The organism is Parabacteroides sp. AF14-59, assembly GCF_003479515.1.
Taxonomy (GTDB): Bacteria; Bacteroidota; Bacteroidia; order Bacteroidales; family Tannerellaceae; genus Parabacteroides; species Parabacteroides faecis.
Window position 1 is genome coordinate 131,691 of the sequence record NZ_QUHH01000001.1, and the last position, 18,764, is coordinate 150,454.

15 protein-coding genes and 2 tRNA genes are annotated in these 18,764 nt (G+C 41.0%); 3 read left to right on the forward strand and 14 right to left on the reverse strand.

From position 1 onward, the window contains the following. Positions 1–21: 21 nt before the first annotated feature. On the forward strand, positions 22–1,356 hold the full coding sequence (locus DWW23_RS00585; RefSeq protein ID WP_122351366.1) for an MATE family efflux transporter: 1,335 nt from the start codon (positions 22–24) through the stop codon (positions 1,354–1,356). Positions 1,357–1,901: 545 nt separating this feature from the next. Here the strand turns inward: DWW23_RS00585 and DWW23_RS00590 are convergent. The 4 genes from DWW23_RS00590 to DWW23_RS00605 form a co-directional block, all read right to left on the reverse strand. Further along, positions 1,902–1,989: transfer RNA gene (locus DWW23_RS00590), tRNA-Ser, on the reverse strand. Between the two features lie 67 nt (positions 1,990–2,056). Next, a tRNA-Ser gene (locus DWW23_RS00595) sits at positions 2,057–2,141 on the reverse strand. Positions 2,142–2,343: 202 nt separating this feature from the next. After that, the gene (locus DWW23_RS00600; protein ID WP_122351367.1) at positions 2,344–3,309 is read right to left on the reverse strand and encodes a helix-turn-helix domain-containing protein; all 966 of its coding nucleotides are present in this window, start codon (positions 3,307–3,309) and stop codon (positions 2,344–2,346) included. 201 nt (positions 3,310–3,510) lie between these two features. Then, a complete protein-coding gene (locus tag DWW23_RS00605; RefSeq protein WP_122351368.1) occupies positions 3,511–4,476 on the reverse strand; it encodes a helix-turn-helix domain-containing protein in 966 nt (321 codons plus the stop codon). Positions 4,477–5,243: 767 nt separating this feature from the next. Between DWW23_RS00605 and DWW23_RS00610 the strand changes: the two genes are divergently transcribed. After that, positions 5,244–5,684: a TlpA disulfide reductase family protein gene (locus tag DWW23_RS00610; protein ID WP_233564230.1), complete on the forward strand. Its 441-nt coding sequence runs from the start codon at positions 5,244–5,246 to the stop codon at positions 5,682–5,684. Between the two features lie 17 nt (positions 5,685–5,701). On the opposite strand, the gene DWW23_RS00615 is transcribed toward DWW23_RS00610, so the two are convergent. Further along, positions 5,702–8,698 (reverse strand): glycosyl hydrolase, encoded by a 2,997-nt coding sequence (locus DWW23_RS00615; RefSeq protein ID WP_122351370.1) that lies wholly within the window; start codon positions 8,696–8,698, stop codon positions 5,702–5,704. 338 nt (positions 8,699–9,036) lie between these two features. Here DWW23_RS00615 and DWW23_RS00620 point away from each other — a divergent pair, with 338 nt between their 5' ends. Further along, complete coding sequence (locus DWW23_RS00620; protein ID WP_122351371.1) at positions 9,037–9,924, forward strand: helix-turn-helix domain-containing protein; 888 nt, start codon at positions 9,037–9,039, stop codon at positions 9,922–9,924. Positions 9,925–9,990: 66 nt separating this feature from the next. Here the strand turns inward: DWW23_RS00620 and DWW23_RS00625 are convergent, their stop codons facing one another. The 9 genes from DWW23_RS00625 to DWW23_RS00665 all read right to left on the reverse strand — a co-directional run bounded on the left by DWW23_RS00625 (position 9,991) and on the right by DWW23_RS00665 (position 18,764). Then, positions 9,991–12,546, reverse strand: a complete 2,556-nt coding sequence (locus tag DWW23_RS00625; RefSeq protein WP_122351372.1) for a DUF5686 and carboxypeptidase-like regulatory domain-containing protein — start codon at positions 12,544–12,546, stop codon at positions 9,991–9,993. 155 nt (positions 12,547–12,701) lie between these two features. Then, positions 12,702–13,682, reverse strand: coding sequence for a CDP-alcohol phosphatidyltransferase family protein (locus DWW23_RS00630; protein WP_122351373.1), 981 nt, complete (start codon positions 13,680–13,682; stop codon positions 12,702–12,704). A gap of 36 nt (positions 13,683–13,718) precedes the next feature. After that, a complete protein-coding gene (locus DWW23_RS00635; RefSeq protein ID WP_222941169.1) occupies positions 13,719–14,144 on the reverse strand; it encodes a thioesterase family protein in 426 nt (141 codons plus the stop codon). Between the two features lie 80 nt (positions 14,145–14,224). After that, positions 14,225–14,953: a 3-oxoacyl-ACP reductase FabG gene (gene fabG, locus DWW23_RS00640; protein ID WP_122351375.1), complete on the reverse strand. Its 729-nt coding sequence runs from the start codon at positions 14,951–14,953 to the stop codon at positions 14,225–14,227. A gap of 13 nt (positions 14,954–14,966) precedes the next feature. Next, positions 14,967–16,442, reverse strand: a complete 1,476-nt coding sequence (locus tag DWW23_RS00645; protein ID WP_122351376.1) for an NAD(P)/FAD-dependent oxidoreductase — start codon at positions 16,440–16,442, stop codon at positions 14,967–14,969. 10 nt (positions 16,443–16,452) lie between these two features. Further along, entirely contained in the window at positions 16,453–16,833 is a 381-nt protein-coding gene (locus DWW23_RS00650; protein ID WP_122351377.1) for a beta-hydroxyacyl-ACP dehydratase, read from the reverse strand. A 14-nt stretch (positions 16,834–16,847) separates the two neighbouring features. Further along, entirely contained in the window at positions 16,848–17,273 is a 426-nt protein-coding gene (locus DWW23_RS00655) for a beta-hydroxyacyl-ACP dehydratase (RefSeq protein ID WP_122351378.1), read from the reverse strand. Beyond that, positions 17,266–17,517, reverse strand: a complete 252-nt coding sequence (locus DWW23_RS00660; protein ID WP_122351379.1) for an acyl carrier protein — start codon at positions 17,515–17,517, stop codon at positions 17,266–17,268. The genes DWW23_RS00655 and DWW23_RS00660 overlap by 8 nt, the downstream gene beginning before the upstream one ends. Before the next feature lie 26 nt (positions 17,518–17,543). Beyond that, entirely contained in the window at positions 17,544–18,764 is a 1,221-nt protein-coding gene (locus DWW23_RS00665; protein ID WP_122351380.1) for a beta-ketoacyl synthase, read from the reverse strand.

Consider the following 18,764-nt stretch of genomic DNA (forward strand, 5'->3'; position numbering starts at 1 on the left):
CGATTGTTTAGGGAAATAGTTATGGGAACTTCAAAAGAAATGACATCCGGGGCAGCGCTACCGTTGATCTTCAACTTTGCCATGCCGGTATTGCTGGCTAATCTGCTTCAACAAACCTATTCTTTGATCGATGCGGCTATTGTTGGTAAATTTCTGGGAATCGATGCTTTTTCCGCTGTCGGGGCGAGTACGTCTGTTATATTTCTTATCATAGGATTTTGTAACGGATGCTGTGCCGGTTTCGGTATTCCGGTGGCACAGAAATTCGGTGCAAGAGATTACAGCACGATGCGGAAGTATGTTTCCATCAGTTTGCAGCTGGCAGCAGTTATGTCGGTTATCATTGCAGTCGTTACAAGTATATATTGTAAGGATATTCTAAGGATGATGCAAACTCCGGAGAATATTTTTAAAGATGCTTATTTCTATTTATTGGTTACTTTCATCGGCGTACCCTGTACTTTCTTTTATAATTTGTTGTCCAGTATTATCCGCGCTTTGGGCGATAGCAAGACCCCATTCTGGTTCCTGCTTTTCTCTACCATTCTGAATGTGATCCTCGATCTGGTTTGTATCCTGGTATTTAAATGGGGAGTTGCCGGTGCTGCCATAGCCACGCTTCTTTCCCAGGGAATATCGGCTGTTCTTTGTTTCGTTTACATGTATCGCCGTTTTGAGATATTGAGAAGTACACGGGAAGAGAGGAAATTTCAATCGAAACTGGCAGGAAACCTGATGTGGATAGGCGTACCGATGGGGCTTCAGTTCTCTATCACTGCTATCGGCAGTATCATGTTGCAAAGTGCCAATAATGCACTAGGGTCGGCCTGCATTGCAGCCTTTGCATCGGCTGTGCGTATCAAGTCATTCTTTATCTGCCCTTTCGAAAGTTTGGGAATTGCCATGGCTACCTATACCGGACAAAATTACGGGGCAGGCAAACCGGAACGTATCTGGCAGGGTATCAAAGCCAGCGGGTTGATGATGATCGTTTATGCCGCTTTTTCATTCCTTATACTGATGTTGGCTTCACGCGAACTGATATTTATATTCGTCGATCCTGCAGAAACGGAAATTATTAAAGATGCCATTCAGTTCCTGCATATATCTTGTTCCTTCTTTCCTATTCTGGGTATTCTCTGTATTCTTCGTTACACGATCCAGGGAGCCGGATTTACCAATCTGGCAATGCTTTCCGGCGTATCTGAAATGATCGCCCGGACACTCGTCAGTATTTATGCAGTACCGGCTTTCGGGTTTCTCGCTGTTTGCTTCGGTGATGCCACGGCATGGATGGCAGCAGATCTGTTTCTGATTCCTGCTTTTATATATGTATATAGAAAGATCAAGAAATAAGGCAACCAGGGCATGCTATTAGGGAATGCAGATAGCGCAGAATACGCAAAGTAATCGAATCTCAGCAAGAAAGACTATCTATCCTTTCAGCCTTCAGCCACCCTTACGCATTGAGAAACAATTATTTCAGCTGAAGGGTGAATAAAATGTTACAATACAAATAAAAAATCCACTTTCAAAGCATATATGTTTTGAGAACAAAACACCTATGTTTCGCATTCAAAAGTCCTGACTTTACATTTCAAAACACAGGACCTTTTTCCGGTACCTACCGAATCACGGATGAGTGCTTACCCATTTATTTTGAGTAACGACCTGTTTATTTTGAGTAACGTCCCACGTTTCAGCCTGTCGCCTTTGAGAAACAGGTCACACAGCTAAACTGAAGGCTGAAAGGTGATAAATAGAATGCTACTGAGAGGGACAAAAAATACTTATGTTTTTAATGACAAATACTTATGTTTTACGAATCAAATACTTATGTATTTTGTTGATATCCGATAAGTCTGTCTACTGGAATTTTTAAGGGTAAGAAGTTTTTTCCGCGGAGAGAGCGGGATTCGAACCCGCGAAACCCTTTAGGGGTTTACACGCTTTCCAGGCGTGCCTCTTCAACCACTCGAGCATCTCTCCTTTAAGGAAGAATTTTGAGAACGTAAGCTCTCCATAAAACAAAAAGCAGCCTTTTTTGCTGCTTTTGCGGAGAGATAGGGATTCGAACCCCAGGAACCTTTCAGTTCAACGGTTTTCAAGACCGCCGCAATCGACCACTCTGCCATCTCTCCAATAAATCAAAATTGCCAGAACGTATTTAAACGTTGCTTTTCAAAGCATCTGGTCTCTCTTGTTTACGGGTGCAAAAGTAGGTAAAAGATTAATACGCTCCAAATATTCAGGAATTATTTTTATACTATTCATTTCAAAAAAATACTACAAAATAGTCCTTTTATTGTTTAAGTTTCTGATACTCTTCGCAAACAGCAACCATCATAAAGATTGAATTAATTCACGCTGTGCCTTAAAAAAAGCAACTCTTTGCCTCTCTCCACTAACAGAAATCATAATGGAAGAACGGATAAGAGCCCGTAGCCACTTCCGTAGTTTTTCATAAGTTCCTTCATCCAGTGAGGCGACAGAACTCAGAATAAACGTTTTGATCATGCTTATATGGTAGTTTTTAATTTGTACGCACCAGTAGCTCGTATCAAAATTCACACTCGATATATAAATGAAAACTTTATTCCCTGTCTCTTCAAAATAACCACGTGTTGCCAGAATTTCCATCTCATCCAGAAACTTCATCAACTCCTCTTTCAGAAGCTCCACATCTTCCTTCCCAATCAGATGGATACTCATGAAATAATTAATGTCGTTCACCAGATATTGGAATATCAACGGATCAAGTATATAATAAGAATTACGGACATATCGCGATTCTTCTACACTTGCCAGCTGTATTCCAACAAAACGGTCGGTAACCTCGATTTCATCAAAACGCTTTGCTTTCCCCGGAACCCCACATTGATACAACCATTTAAAAAGATAAAAACGCGAGATATACTTATAATTCATATAAAGCTGTTGCGGCAATATATTCGTACAATCGATCAGTTCCGATTTTTCATCCTCGCGGGACAAACCCAATACATCGACATATTGCTCCAACATATCATAGTCTATCTCTTTCGGATTCACAAAATCAACCAACTTCAGCTGAAACGGCCTGCTTTTAGCTGTAACCGTACCGACTAAATTATCCAATGATATGCCAAAAGCGTTTGCTATAGTAACAATTTCAGCAAATGTAAATGCAACTTCCCCCCGCAAACGTCGATACACAGCTTCTTTCTCAATACACAACAAATCGACTAACGCGCTTACTAAGTTTGTTTTCTGAGGGAACTCTTCTTTGATCGTATTCAGAAGGTTATCATACAAAAGTTCTTTTTCCATGTCAAAGAATTATAAGTTTTAATATCAACACACTGTTTTCATGCAAAGGTAAACAAGGAACCCATAAAAAAGTTACCGGATAAACCGGCATAGCTCTTTTAAATATCCAAAAAAAACTAAGAAAACGAACAGACATTGAATCTCGGTCACCGATAAAAGCAGAAAGTTCCGTTAATAATATATAACCTCATTTTTAAACATTTACAAGGCATTGATAACTTCACGCTGTTTCTCAAAAAATTGAATACGTTGCCTGCCCCCACTGACGGAAATCATAGTCGACGACCTGACAATGGCCTCAAGCCAGGACGAAATACGTTCATAAATCTGGTGATCCAACGAAACGACAGCATTCAGGGTAAATGTTCGTATCAAGCTGACGCGCAAGTGTTTTACTTCTACACAACGATAACTTGTATCGATATGTGTTCCTGATATATAAAAATAGACATTATTTCCCGTATCATCAAACTGTCCCTTGAAAGCCAGAACTTCCATATCATCTAAAAACTGCAGCAAATCTATTTTTAATAGCAGCAAATCTTCTTCGCTCAATAAATGAATACTGATAAAATAACGGATATCATTCGCCAGATAATAAAAAATCAAGGGATCCCAAACATAGATGGTTTGATTAATCCGTTTCGCCGCAGCCACACTTTTCTCTTGTATCTTTTCAAGACGTTCCGTTGGATAAACATCCTGGAACCGGAGTTTCTTATTAAATTCTTTATTCTGATAAATCCATTTGAAAAGAAAAAAACGAGAGATATTTTTATAACTTAAATAAAGGGATTGGGGCAAAATGCCGGAACAGTCCATTACTCGCGATCTTTTATCGTATTTACCTAAATTATGGATATAGATATAATGCTCCAACATTTTGTAATCGATATTGTCCAAATCACCATAGTCAACCAGTCTCAATTGGAAAGGCCTGCTATTTGTAAACCGTCCTCCAACCATATTATCCAACGAAATACCCAAAGTACTGGAAACAATGGCTAGCTCAGAAAACGAAAACGCAACCTCTCCACGCAGTCGACGGTATACCGCTTCCTTCTCCAGATCCAATAAATCCACAAGTGTACTTGTCAGTATTCCCTTGTTCGATATTTTATCTCTGATAGCTTCCAGTATATTTTCATATAACAAATCCCTTTTCATAGTCTAATCTTTTCATGCCAGCTTACATCTTAGTAGCTTTCATGCTTATAATCACAAATATAACAATCGATTAAACGGGAGTCAATAGTATAAAAAAACAAAGCCGCCCAGTTTTCTGCTATTTTCAAGAATAACCTATTTATCCGGTTCCCACATAATCAAATAACACAAGAAACAGAAATCGACTTACGGTAATCACCACGTCAGTAATATATAAACCGGTAAAAAAAGAGAAAAGAGAAAACCAATATTACATAAACAGTTATATTCTACCCTACTCGCCTCAATAACTCTTATTATAGCTCAAAAAAGAAGATCCGTTATCTATTTCATCAAAAAAACAACAGTAATACTTATTATCAGAGAAATGCACTCAAATAAAAAAACATATATTTACTTATACAAATATAGTCAATAACAAAGTAAAAACTAACCCCATAATGTAAACTCAGACAGGATGACAGCATCCTCTCATAATGTACATAGGAATGTGAATCCGAATCAGTTAAAAAAGCCAAAACCTATCTCAGTAATATAAATGAAAATTGCAGCGATAAAAGGGGATGCTGCTAAAAGGGGTTGTCCGTTCTGACGACAGGTTGTGAAATCTACAAAACGGCAGCTCCTTTTCTTTCAGAGATTCAAATACATTCCTTATCTTCGTAAACTAAAATAATAAATATATGTCGCTTACAAAAATATTTTCGTTCATAGCAATCCTATCCCTCCTTTTTTACTCTTGTATAAAGGATGATGATAATGACACAATGATTAATTATGTGAATGTTGGCAATCAGATACCTTCATTCGCTGTTGAAGATACGACTGGAAATACATTCAGCTCCAACCAATTCCTCGACAAACAATCATTACTGGTATTTTTCGGTACTTATTGCCCTGACTGCAAACAGGTTCTACCGGTTATCGAAGAAGTCTGGAAAGAGATGAAAAACGACAGCAAATTCCAACTGATAGCAATTTCCCGGGAAGAAACAGCCGAAGCTGTCTCTGAATACTGGAAAGAGAATCAATTGACAATGCCGTTTTATCTGGATCCTACCCATGGCAGTGTTTTCGCTCTCTTTGCCAATAATACTATCCCGCGAATATATATCATAAATCAGAATAAAGAAGTCGTATGGATGGCTGTCGAGTCTTTGGATATTTCAGCAAAAGAACTAATACAAATAATTAAAGAACTGAAATAAAAAGAAACTGACAATCATTATTCCTTCACAACAATACGGACAGGTCCTAATAAACCTGATTCCAATAAAGGAGATTCTTTGGTATAATGCCTGAAAGTAGCAAAAGTATATCTTTTGCTTGGTCTTTCTTTCTCATTAATCAACCATTCCGGCCATTGCCCATCGACAATTCCATCATCCTGTTTAAGCTCATCTCCTATCAATCGATTGACCCATAAGTTCGTAACCTCTATTCTGAGCTCATTTTTCCCTTTTTTCAAAGCATCTGTTATCTCCACCTCCCAAGGGTTCGTCCAAATCACTCCTAAATCTTTACCATTCAACCAAACCTTCGCAATATTCTTGACCTGCCCCAAATCCAAATAAATTGGTTTCTGTGAAGATTGACTGTAATTAAATGATTGACAATACACTGCTGTCCCGGAATAGTACTTTATACCTTCATCCGGACACTGGCTCCAATCCTGCAATTCTTTAAACTCAACATTAGCAGGACCTCCCCACTTCGGATCAAAAGAGACTTGCCAGCTCTTATCTAATTTCTGTATCTCTTTAGATAATGAAAAATTCTTCATACCTAAACCAGGTTGAGGTTTTCCGTCAAAAACGACAAAGAAACTCTGATTGGGTTCAAACGACAAATCGACAGACGTACAAGTACCATCATCTGTGAACGCCGGTAAATTCCGTATCTCCCCATTAACAGGATTCCATAACTGCGGTTGTTTACCTGTCACACGAAAATGACAAACTGTATTCAATAAGTCCCTGGTACGATTGGACACAAAATAGAAATCCTGTTCGTTCACCTTTTTATGGATGTACCGTATCTTTCCTATGTCCGATCTGAAATCATCACCTAGTTTCATCTGATCCAGTAGACCGGAAGTTAATGGGTAATTCGGATAAAGATTATCTGCCTTATCTCTAATATCCTGTCCCCAATAGACCTGACCTTTACCATAAGTACGTTTTACGAGTCCTGCCGGAAGATCTTTGCCACCCCAAAGATCTGTAATCATCGTCGATAATACCTGATCGCATACAGGATAATCGGTTAATCCGGGAGCATGCATAGGAGGTATTCCCACCAAAGTAGCACCATCCTCTACCAATGACTTTATTTTATCCAATAACCGGGGAGTCATCGTTTCAAAAACAGGAAGTACCAACAGACTATACTGCATTCCGGAAGGGAACTTTATTTTTCCGTTCTCAACTGAAGCGTTGTATAACAAACTCGGCGGACAAGCATCGAAGTTATGTCCTTTTTTATCGATTAAGAAATCGCCCTCCAAGGCAGAGACAGGAGCTCTGAATACAAACGGAGCCTCTTCCGGCGCCAGATAAAGAACATCCGCCACTGTTTGCCCTTTCTGTAGCAGATACTGGCAGCGAGCTATATACCGATGGTAACCGTCTACATAAGGCCACCAAGTCTGATTCCGATCCCAATGTACACCATAAGGGCCCATGGTCATTCCCGGACGCAGATCATCCCGCAACGCCTGATGTTGAAATGTATGAAAGGTAAGCCGGTTAATTCCTGCAGCAAAAGCCCAGTCGGTCTGGTCTTTCATAGATGCCGGATGTTGCTTCCAACCATCTCCGGCAGCAGTAAAGGCTTCCGATGGCACTACACGCTGGCCTTTGATATTGGCTAAAGAGCTTCCCTCTACAGCACTAAAAGATGTATTATACCCACCCATACTCCAGAATTCGCACATCGGTATATCAGCCGAAGCACCCAATTCCAGATCCTGCATCGGATTCATATCATAAGGCTCTATAGAAAGCTTCATGCCATGTTTATGAGCATAAGCCTTTACAAATAAAGAGTGATTTTCAAGCATCAGTTCCTGCATAGTCTGCCGTAGATCCCACAAAAAGCGTTCACTGGTTTGTTTATCTCCCACAATATAGCCAGCATAAACCGGATAGTAAGGTTGAGGATCATACCCTCTCCTTTTTTTAAACTCCTGGCGGAGCTTCGGTGTCCAGTTCTGTGCTCCCATCTCCCAACTATCCATATGTAAGATTTTCAAACCTCCGGGTAAAAGTGTATCACGTTCTCCCAACAAAGAGAATAATTCTTCCGTAAAAACACGAAGATGCGCCATTAAAGCGGTCGTATCTGCTTTATCACATTCAAAACCGACTCCGGGCAGAGGTGCCGGACGTGTTACAGCTCCGTTATTACGAACACCAACCCGCATAATTGTCCATTCCCCCGCAGGAACATCCCAGGTAACAGTCCCATCAACCAATGACCCGGTTAAATCGACAATTTTATCGAGGTGAATGACATCACCCGAATTCAAACTGAGATCGTCATTATCCCTTGACAAGAATTGCTTCACTCCTGGAACTGAACTATAAGGAGCTCTATAGTATAATGCTTTTTCATGAATATCTTTTATAAAAGTTTTTTCATCTGTCTTCGGAAAGGCTAAAACAGCTACATCTTTATAAAAGGCCTGCCATCTTTCTTTCAACTCAGGAGTAAAAGCTCCTTCTCCAAAATAAGGAGGCATCGGATCCGGTTTAGTTAAAGATACTGTTTGTTTTCCTTTCCCGGTCACATGAGTTACAGAAGAAACCAGGCTTTGCATGGATTCCTCTGCTTTTACCCAGGGACCGCCACTTCCCGTCCAACCGGGACCTATACCCAGTATCATGCTAATCCCCAACCGCTCACATTCCTGAACCGCATGTTTAAAACAGTCCTTCCATTCCTCGCTCAAGAAATCTACCTTTCCACGAGGTATACCGACATTTACTTCCAGAAATACAACAGAACCGATACCAACCTTCTTCATAGATTCCAAATCTTTTGTCATTCCTTCTTTAGACAAATTACCATCCATGAAATACCAATACACACCAGGACGGGCTGAATCAGGTGGGGTCATAAAATTTTTCCGTAACATATTCGTATCACTTTCAGCCTGACAGGTACTTATAAGTGTAAAAAGGCTGATGCTCACCAACCAATAAAAAACATTCTTCATCATACAATCAAATTTAAAAGGTTATAAAAGTTGATTCAGAAAATCCGGAATACGTTGATATACTTTATCGACAGTACAAATATATCGGATCTGCTTCATTCTGATTTTAGCATTATGACTTTAGATTTCTAAAAAATGACAACATCCGCCTTAATTCCTTTATTTGTGTTTTTGCCTATAAACCATATATTCTTTTATAATCTTCATTATTTTACAGCCCTTGAATTTTCAAAAATGATATTTATATATTCTTTTTTGACAAAAAAATATTCACGCATTGTTTAGACTGTATTATTATATTATTTTTGACCTGATTTCAATTTCCTAAAAGATACTAGCTTATGAATACACAACACAACAACATTCGTTATCTGAATATTAATTCAATAGATAAGCAATGGGGATTAACTGTTACAACCGCCGGTTATCAATGTATCCCGCCACATAGTATCTACCCATCCAAACGGCAACATCCTCAAAGTTATTCTTTCAACCCGGAAAAGGGACGTATATTGACAGAATATCAATTAGTTTATATTTCTCAGGGAAGCGGCTTTTTTGAGTCTCAATCCTGTAAACGGATAAAAGTCAAAGCCGGGACCATGATCCTGTTATTCCCTGACGAATGGCATACGTATGCCCCAGATGAGGAGGGTTGGTACGAACATTGGGTCGGTTTCAAAGGAGATCTGATTGAAAACTGGATAACCAATAAGTTCTTTTCCAAAGAAAACCCCATCTTTGAAATTGGCATAAACGCCACTATCATAGGATTATACGAAGAGATTGTAACCCATACCATCAAAGAACAAATAGGGTATCAACAATTAATATCCTGCATCGTCCTGTATCTGATGGGAGAAATCTATTATAAAGAGAAAAATAATTCATTAACACAATCAGATATTGTAGAAAAGATCAACCAGGCGAGAGCCATTATGAAAAAGAAACTGGATAATCCTATTTCAGTAAAGGAAGTTGCTCAAAAACTAAATGTCAGTTATTCCTGGTTCCGGAGTACTTTTAAAGCGTATACAGGTGTATCTCCACTGCAATACCAATTGCAGCTCCGTTATTTACGGGCTAAAGAGTTATTGAGCGAGACTTCAATGAATATTTCCGAGATAGCTTATACGCTTCATTTCGAAACAATATCTCAATTTTCTACGTTTTTTACAAAAAAAGAAGGCATGTCGCCTTCTCAGTTCAGAAAACGTTGCCTTCAATAAAAGATAGTAGTCCATATGATCATAACATTCACTGGAGAATATGATTATATGGACTATTCGCCATTGTCAGAATGACAACCGCATTGTACAACGGACACCTTTCGTCTGGATACCCGGATGATCACGATAGTTCAAACGCCAGACATAATCGAGACGAAGGAACTGAAAGATATTTTCAATGCCCACACTTGCTTCCATATACGGAGCTTTTCCCAAAGTATAAGAGCCATAAGGGAAGAGATATAGTCCATCCTTCCCATTTGCTGGATTATTCTTATCCGTCAGATGTCCCCACAAACCACGGAAAGCAAAAACTTCCCTTGCTTTCAACTTCTTGATAAGAGGAAGACGATTCAGGAGATTCCCGTTCATATAATATGTCAAATCCCAGGACGCATATTCATCATTGATGAACTCCATCGCATTCATATTCGTATAAGCTTCCGGTTGAATGGTATAAGACAGGTTGGCATTCGGAAGGATCAATAACGGATACGGGACCTTGGTCCACACTTTCCCTGCCTTGGTGATAATATCCATATAGCCGAAAGCGGAGAACCATAAACGCTTCTGGATTCCGATGTCTGTACGATGATAATCATAAGCCGATCCTAACAAGTCTTTCTTCGCCATCACATGGCTGAAATTAAAGATCAAAGCATCATATGTGATCGGAATACGGTTGTTACGCGTCTGATAAAACTTTTCATTCCTGGCATAACGGAATTTCAACTCCAGTTCGGTCATATCGTAATGTCCGAGACGACTGATAGTACCATCTGTACCGATACGGTCGAAAACCGCATATTCCGTGGCATATTCACGACGGTTACGAACAATGGCATTATACGACAGGCCATTATAATGCTCGTAAGAATAACTCAACTCAGCCTGTCGCAAGTAAGTGGCCCGTGTATCCTTTTGCCGTCTTATTGTCAAAAGAATATTATCTTTACTGGTGTACATATATTGTTGCCCCAACTTATTGATGTCATACATATACTCAAAACGGATTGAGTTCATCGGGAATTCTTTGCGAAACTCCTTACGATCATTGAACGAATATTCAACAAGAGCATTATATTTCAGTTTCTCATCTTTCGTACCATACGCTACATAGCCATCGAAAAACAAGTTCTTGTTGAAAGCTGGCGTCGTTGTTCCTCCCACCCTGAAGCGAGCGCCTTCGATCGAATTGCCACTGATCGTTGTATTCATCGGACCAAATTCAAATTTACTTTTCAACGGGTCCTTATTGGTATCGATATAACCAGATACGAGGGTCGTTACAACCTTCTCCGTTACATAAAAGACCGGGACAGAACGTAGTTTTGCCATTAGATTTTTCACCGAGTTCGGATTCTTTTTCACCGCTTCTTCCGGACGATTGCTTGCCCAGAAATCTTCCGGCTGTCGATAAGCCTCTTTCAAAGTAATGACCGGGGCATTTTCTTTAAAGACCCAAGCCTGTTCAGCATCCAGCTCCTCAAATGACTGATTGCTGTAAATATTCAAACGCCGTGCATACATTCCCTTGGTCTTTTCGTTTAATTTGAAATTCACGCTAATATCATCCTTTGTAATGACACGGGTACCCTCCGGAGTCCGTTCAAATATCTGCTCAATCGTCATTCTGGAAACAAAGTTCAGATTGATATCTTTCGGGACATTGAGTATTGCTTTTTGAACAAAAAAAGTGGAGTCAAGCGTCACATACAAATGTCCCGTAAAACCAAATGTTTCCGAATTAAAGGGAACAAAGCCCAAGTCCACACATTCCTGCCCATTTATATCCAGCGTATCGAGCAAATAATATTTATAGTAGTTAGGTCCGATCGTGGAAAGCGGACTTACAAACCTCTGCAGGAATAAAGGCACATCATTTTTGAAAATATCGACTTCCCGGAACACTTCATTCAATACCTGCTGTATCCCGTCACGAGAGAATACTTCATCTACACCCGATGATTTATTCCCTTTCACTACATGTTTCTCCAACTTCGGATTTTTACGATAATAAACCGTTTCGACTTTTTCTTTTTCTGAAACCGGCAAAATAGTTGTACCGATATCGAGCGTATCTATAAAATCGACCAGAAAATCGAACTTACCGGTCTTACCGTTCTTTTTAGGTTTCGGCTGATAATCATTCATCGCAAAGATCATTTTTTCATACTGATCGTACTGAAAATAATCATGGTTACGAGGATTGTTCCTTTCCCGCAAAGCGATCACCTGTTTTACAAATTCGACAGCCGGATTTTCTTTTTTACTGTATTTTTCTTTCTTCGGTTTGATAACGACCTCATTCAAGGTAATCCCGTTTGGCGCTAACTGTATTTTCAGATCATTTGTTTTTCCCTGAATAATTTTCACTTCTTTCGTGTCATATCCCAGATACGATACTTGCAGGATCCTGCCTGTAGCCGGGGCAGAGAATGAAAAACAACCATCTCCGTCGGTAGCCGTCCCCAGAGTGGTCCCCTTGAATATAAGGGAGACATAAGGCAGTGCCTCTCCTGTAATCGAATCGGTTACAATACCCTTTATTATCGTATTCTGAGCATTTGCCATCCATACGGAGATCAAGGATATCAGCAAAAAAACGAACTTCTTTCCCATCACAACTTCCTATCACCTATTTTTACTTTATCCCTACATAAGACACAACAAAAATACGACAGTATCTTTTTTATCGAGTGTCCCGAAATACGCACATAATATTCTAATGGGCATCAATGAATAAAGAACCACATGCCACTCAGGTATGGCCAAACTTATAATTGGGTATATAACTCCTTACAAAATTTCTCGTGCTTCAGGCGCATGTAATAACAAATGGCAGTCATCACGACAATTTCAAAGAAGAAATAGAGCCAGGGCAAATCAATCAGACAAGTGACGTATAACACAATGGCACGAGTATTGAACGTGAGAATGTTAGTCCATTTCATCAGGGGTAATGAAAGGGTACGGAACTTGTCGCGAAAAGATTGCGGGATATTCTCCATCATACTGTATTTTTCACGCAACTTATCCATCAGCAACTGAAAATCAGGAGTCTGTGCTTCCTGCCTTTTAGTATAGCCTACATAAGTTTTCAGGAACGCTTTCCAAAGGAAGTTACCCTTCCAGGGCGTTTCATCATATATCTTTTGCTGTTGTGCCGACTTATCTAATTCACTACCAGCCTCACCTTTCAGAAAAAAGAGATGGATCTGACGGTAATAGTCGGCAAGTCCGCATTGACGGCTGTGGCAACCAAAACCGGAATATAACGCCAAAATAAAGAGTATCAGTGTAACCACCAGCGTATTCTGCTGATTATTCTCAATACCCAGAATACGAAATTCAAGCTCATGGTGGATATAAAACCGATAGACAAGACCTAGATAGATGGGAATGAACCATACCTCGCTGGCTGCACCGTCGAGAATCCGTCCCAATTTGGTTTTCTTACCCGTCATACGAGCCAGTTGTCCGTCCGCACTATCGTAGAAGTTCGCCCAGGCCAACAATAATATGGCTATTATATTACACAATAATCCGCTCATTCCTTCTGTACGGAAAGAACCTTGTGCAAAGAAAAAGGCAGATCCCGCACCGATAATCATTGAAAGGACAGTTACGGTATTGGGATGGATATCCAGACGTTTGAAAAAAAGTGCCCACTGATAACCGATAGGACGTGTCCAAACAATATCAAGCCATTCTTCGGTATCATCTGACTTATAAGTCGATTTGACATTTTCTGCCATACATTTATTCTATTTGATTCATTGTTTATTACAATATTACAACTGAGCCAGGTATTTATCCTGCCATCTCTGGTAATATTCGGGCTTATCTATCATCAGTTGTCCCTCAGGATCGATGAACAACTGGACGGTGTTTCCTGTGGCACACAGCACATTGTCATGCTCACGGTAGACTTCATAGCTGTAATCAAGCCGTGCACCCGGTTTATAGATATAATGCGTATGCACTATAACCACATCGTTCATAACGAGAGGCGCACAATATTTGATATGGATATCATAGATGGGGGCATAAATACCGGAACGCTGCATATCTGCATAACCTATGCCGGGATAATGCCTGCCGAATGATTCGCGTCCATCCTCAAAATAGGTAATGTACGCCCCATGCCACACCCTCTGCATCGAGTCTATCTCACTGAACTTTACCTGTACTCGACAAATATCTTCAAGATATTTCATCAGGATTGGAAATTAATGACGTTGTCGTTGATTGCGACATTATATACATCGTTTATAAAAGTCATATTGAATATAAATTCTTAAGTATACAATCCCCCATTGATTGAAATCACATTACCGGTAATGTAACCGGCATTCGGAGAAACCAGGAAACCGACCGCTTCAGCCACTTCTTCGGGAGTACCGAAGCGCTGGGCAGGAATAGTCTTTTTCAATATTTCCTCATCAAGGCCTTCCACCATATCAGTCTTAATAAAACCGGGTGCAATAACATTGGCTGTCACGTTCTTCCGTGCCACCTCCTGGGCCAGTGCTTTTGTCGCAGCAATGATGCCTCCCTTGGCTGCAGAATAGTTGGTTTGTCCCGGCATTCCCTTGAGACCGCTCACACTTGCCATATTGATGATACGACCGAACTTATGAACCAACATAGGTTGTAACAACGGTTGTGTCACGTTGTAAAAACCATCAAGAGTGATGTCGAGTACACGGTTCCAGTCCTCTTCCGGCATAAACGCCATAACATTATCACGCCGTATGCCTGCATTATTCACCAGCACTTCGATATACTCCTCTGTATGGGCGCTCTCCCATGACTCGATCGCATCGCGGGTCTCCCGATAGTCGCTTACATCAAATTTCAGCATCTCGCCATCCTGACCAGTTTGCCTTACCAGTTCAAGCGTCTTTTCGGCTTCCGCCGTATTGTTTACATAGTTAATAATAATACGATAACCCATTTGGGCCAATTTCACACAGACAGCACGACCAATGCCGCGGCTGCCTCCGGTTACTAATGCATACTTCATGGTTATGTTCTTTTTAATTTTTTACGATATTCCATATATGCTCTTTTCCAAGTATTTCCGCACAAGTAAAAAGCGCAGTCATTGTCACCCCATGCAGACCGTGCAGCATAAGGTTCTGTCCCGTAAGGAACAGATTCGGAATAGGTGTACGCGGTGAGAGCACAGTCATTACCGGATCTCTGAAATCCTTACGCAGACCATAAGCAGTCCCCTCAGGAGTAAGGGTGTAATCACGATAAGTCAGCGGTGTGCTAGTATAATATCCGGTGATCATATCCCGGAGTCCGGGAATAAATCGTTCTGCCAGTATAATACATTCCTCTGCCACACGCTTCTTCATGGCCTTATATTCTTCACCACGACGGCCGACCTCTGTCATATTCCATGGCTCACACTTACTCCAAAGCATAGGAGTAAGCAAATCCACTTGCTGCACATACTCACTACCATCTTCCGGAATCCGGCAACTTACCAGCACTCCGCTTACCGGACTGTTTTCAAGATAAAACGTCCATACATTAGGTTGATCATAGACATACTGATTCCAGTTGAAGTATTTAAGCGTTCGTGACCTGATACAAAGCGATACAGTGAACATACCGAAGGTGTTTTCCAGTCCGGCAATACGGTTACGATAGATTTTTTTCATCCTATCACTCTGTTTTACCAGATCGCAAGTAACGCCAGGATGCACATTACTGATGAAAATATTGCCTTCATAACTCTCCCCGTTCGAACATACAGCATGTACCAGTTTTCCGTCTTTCTCTACCAGTTCCTGTACTTCGGAATTGCATAGGATCTCGCCGCCATGCCTGCGAATGTCATCAACCAGTGAGTTTACGATCAACGAACCGTCTCCTTTCAACCGCCAACTACTCTCTATGAAACTACTATTGCCATGAGCAAAAGTAAACAGAGGAAGTGATTCCCTCCTCAACTCCATTTTCAAAGAAGTACCGCAAAGCACGTTTATCAGCAAGGGATCACGAAACGTTTCTGTCAGATATTGATAAGCACTTGTTTCAAAAAGTTTAAAGGGGAATGACGGTTTTCCGGATTGAGGATTCAACATATCGAACTGTTGCTCTTCAATTCGTTTCAACATATTTACATATCCGTTCAGAGCTTCACGTTCAGCAGGAAAATCTTCAGCCAATGTCCTGACAAACCTATCATACCCTTGTGCAAAAGCAAAGGTACGATCCGCTATTGTTACCCGGTCAAAATAGGTATCAAGGCGTTCCCACGGCAGACGTAGTAATCCCAGATATTCGAATATAGCATGTAGTGTCTGACCTTCATATAAACCTCCTACATAATGAAATCCCGTATCGAAAGCCAATCCACGTCGCTTGTAACTAAGAAGACAACCACCGGCTTGCGTTCCTCTCTCAAGCAGAAGAACATTCATTCCGGCGCGCGAAAGAATATGAGCACATTCCAGTCCACCCAATCCGCTGCCTATAATAATTACATCGTATTTCATTCTTTATTCTTTAAGGTAGAATACTATCTACAATCATATCACCCTTGTACTCCATATACGTCCTTTCCGTATCGGTTATTGCGGCCGTGACGGTGAATCCCCTGTCGATAGGCAGAACAGTGATCGTCACATTTACTTCCGGACAAACGACAGGTGAAGCAACTGCTGTCATGCGACATTGCTTTATAGTGCCGATCAGTAGTTTTTCCTCCGTCAACTGCATAACACATTCCTTGATGGTCTGGATATTACAAACTCCGGGACATACCGGATTACCAGGAAAATGACCGCGATAAACATCACAATCAGGTAAAAGGACAATACGAAAAACGGCATTCAATCCTTCACCACACCTATCGACTATCTTGTAATATTTATTTTCAAGTAACATAACAACTCTGTAGATCAACTATTTTTCTCTATGAAAATCTTCATTTGCGTATCGGCTATTATCTCATCCCGAAGACGGATTTCACCGGTGATGACAGCCACACCGGCTATCTCTGTACCCATGGTGATAACAGTACGCAATTCATCATCTACATGTGGACGACGATAACAATGAAACTTTTTCACTTCACCTATATATCCCACAGGAGGAATAACAGCTCCAGAAGCCATAGCTCTGTACCCTGCGAATGCTGAAGCCGACTGGGCTATATGTTCGATAAGTCCCGGTTCGGCAAGCAAGCCATCCTCGTCCATGAAATAGTTATCATCTCTGACTGTAAGCGAAGTTACCGCCACATCTCCATCTACATCTATCAGTTTATCGACCATCATGATAGGATCACGTTGCGGGATCAGATTCTTTATATCTTCATTAACCATTCTGCCCGAAATGTGACTCTATATAGTCATACAGATTATCAAAAGTCTGAATCTCCCGTAAATCAGTTGCCGGGATCTTTATTTTATAGGTCTGTTGGATAATAGCCACCAGATCAACCAGACTGAGGCTGTCCAGGGAGAGCGTATCTTTCACATTAGCATCCGGTGTAAAAAGAGTCGGATCAACTTCAAATTCTTCTGCCAATATCGCATTTACCTGTTTTGTAATGTCTTCACGTGCCATAATAATATATTTTATCAGTTTGTTTACTATATGTTTTTTACAATGAGAGTCGAGTTTGTTCCACCGAACCCGAATGAGTTGGAAAGGAATACGTCAAAATTTTCTTCACGTGTCTCCGGCACTACATTGATACAGGCCGTCTCTTCGTCAGGATTCACGAAATTAATGTTTCCTGCAATAAAACCATTTTTCATCATCAGCATCGAATAGATCAGTTCGCTGGTACCCGCCATCCACATTTCGTGTCCCGTCTGGCTCTTGGTGGAAGTTACCGGCACTTTGTAATCACCGAATATCTGAGCTATAGCCAATGCCTCCCTGCTGTCACCGATACGTGTAGAAGTAGCATGAGCATTGATATAACCTATCTGATGTGGAGTCATATTGCCGTTTTTCAAGCATAATTCCAGTGAACGGGCAGGACCGGATATATTCGGAGTAGAGATATGGTCACCGTTACCTGAAAATCCCCAGCTTACTATTTCTGCTAATATGGGTGCACCCCGCTTAATTGCATGTTCATAACTTTCGATTATCACTGTTGCTGCACCACCGCCAGGTACCAGGCCGTCACGATCACGATCGAACGGGCAACAAGCTTTTGCGGGTTCGTCTTCACGCATGGAAAACGACTGAATACCATCGAACGAAGCCACACTGTATAAGTTGGCCTCCTGGGCACCTCCACATATAATACAATCCTGTAATCCGCTACGTATAAGAGTATGTGCCAATCCTATCGCATGGGAACCGGAAGCACAGGCAGCAGAAGCTGTCAGATTAATGCCACGCAATTTGAACAGGCACGCAAGATTCATTGACACGGTGGAGTTCATCGACTGAAAGATGGCACCACTACCGCAAGCGGATGTATCTTTGAATTCACGAAACTTATCGAGCGCATGCATGGTAGCTTCGGCTACAGAATCGTTTCCATAAATAATGCCTACCTCATGGCTGTCGATATAATCCTGATCCAGCTTTGCATTTTCCAGGGCCGAACGCGTAGCCATATAAGCATATTGTGCTTCTTCAGGCATAAACTGTCGTAAATTACGAGGAATGAACGGTTTAAGGTCAGGCAGTTCGATATCGGCACATAAAGCAGAACGGAATCCGGCCTCTTTACGTTCCTGACTGAAAACGATACCGCTCTTGCCGCCATAAAGCGAATCGCGTACATCTTCGAGCGTCTTTCCCAGGCACGACCATATACCCATGCCCGTTATCACTACTTTTCTTTCCAT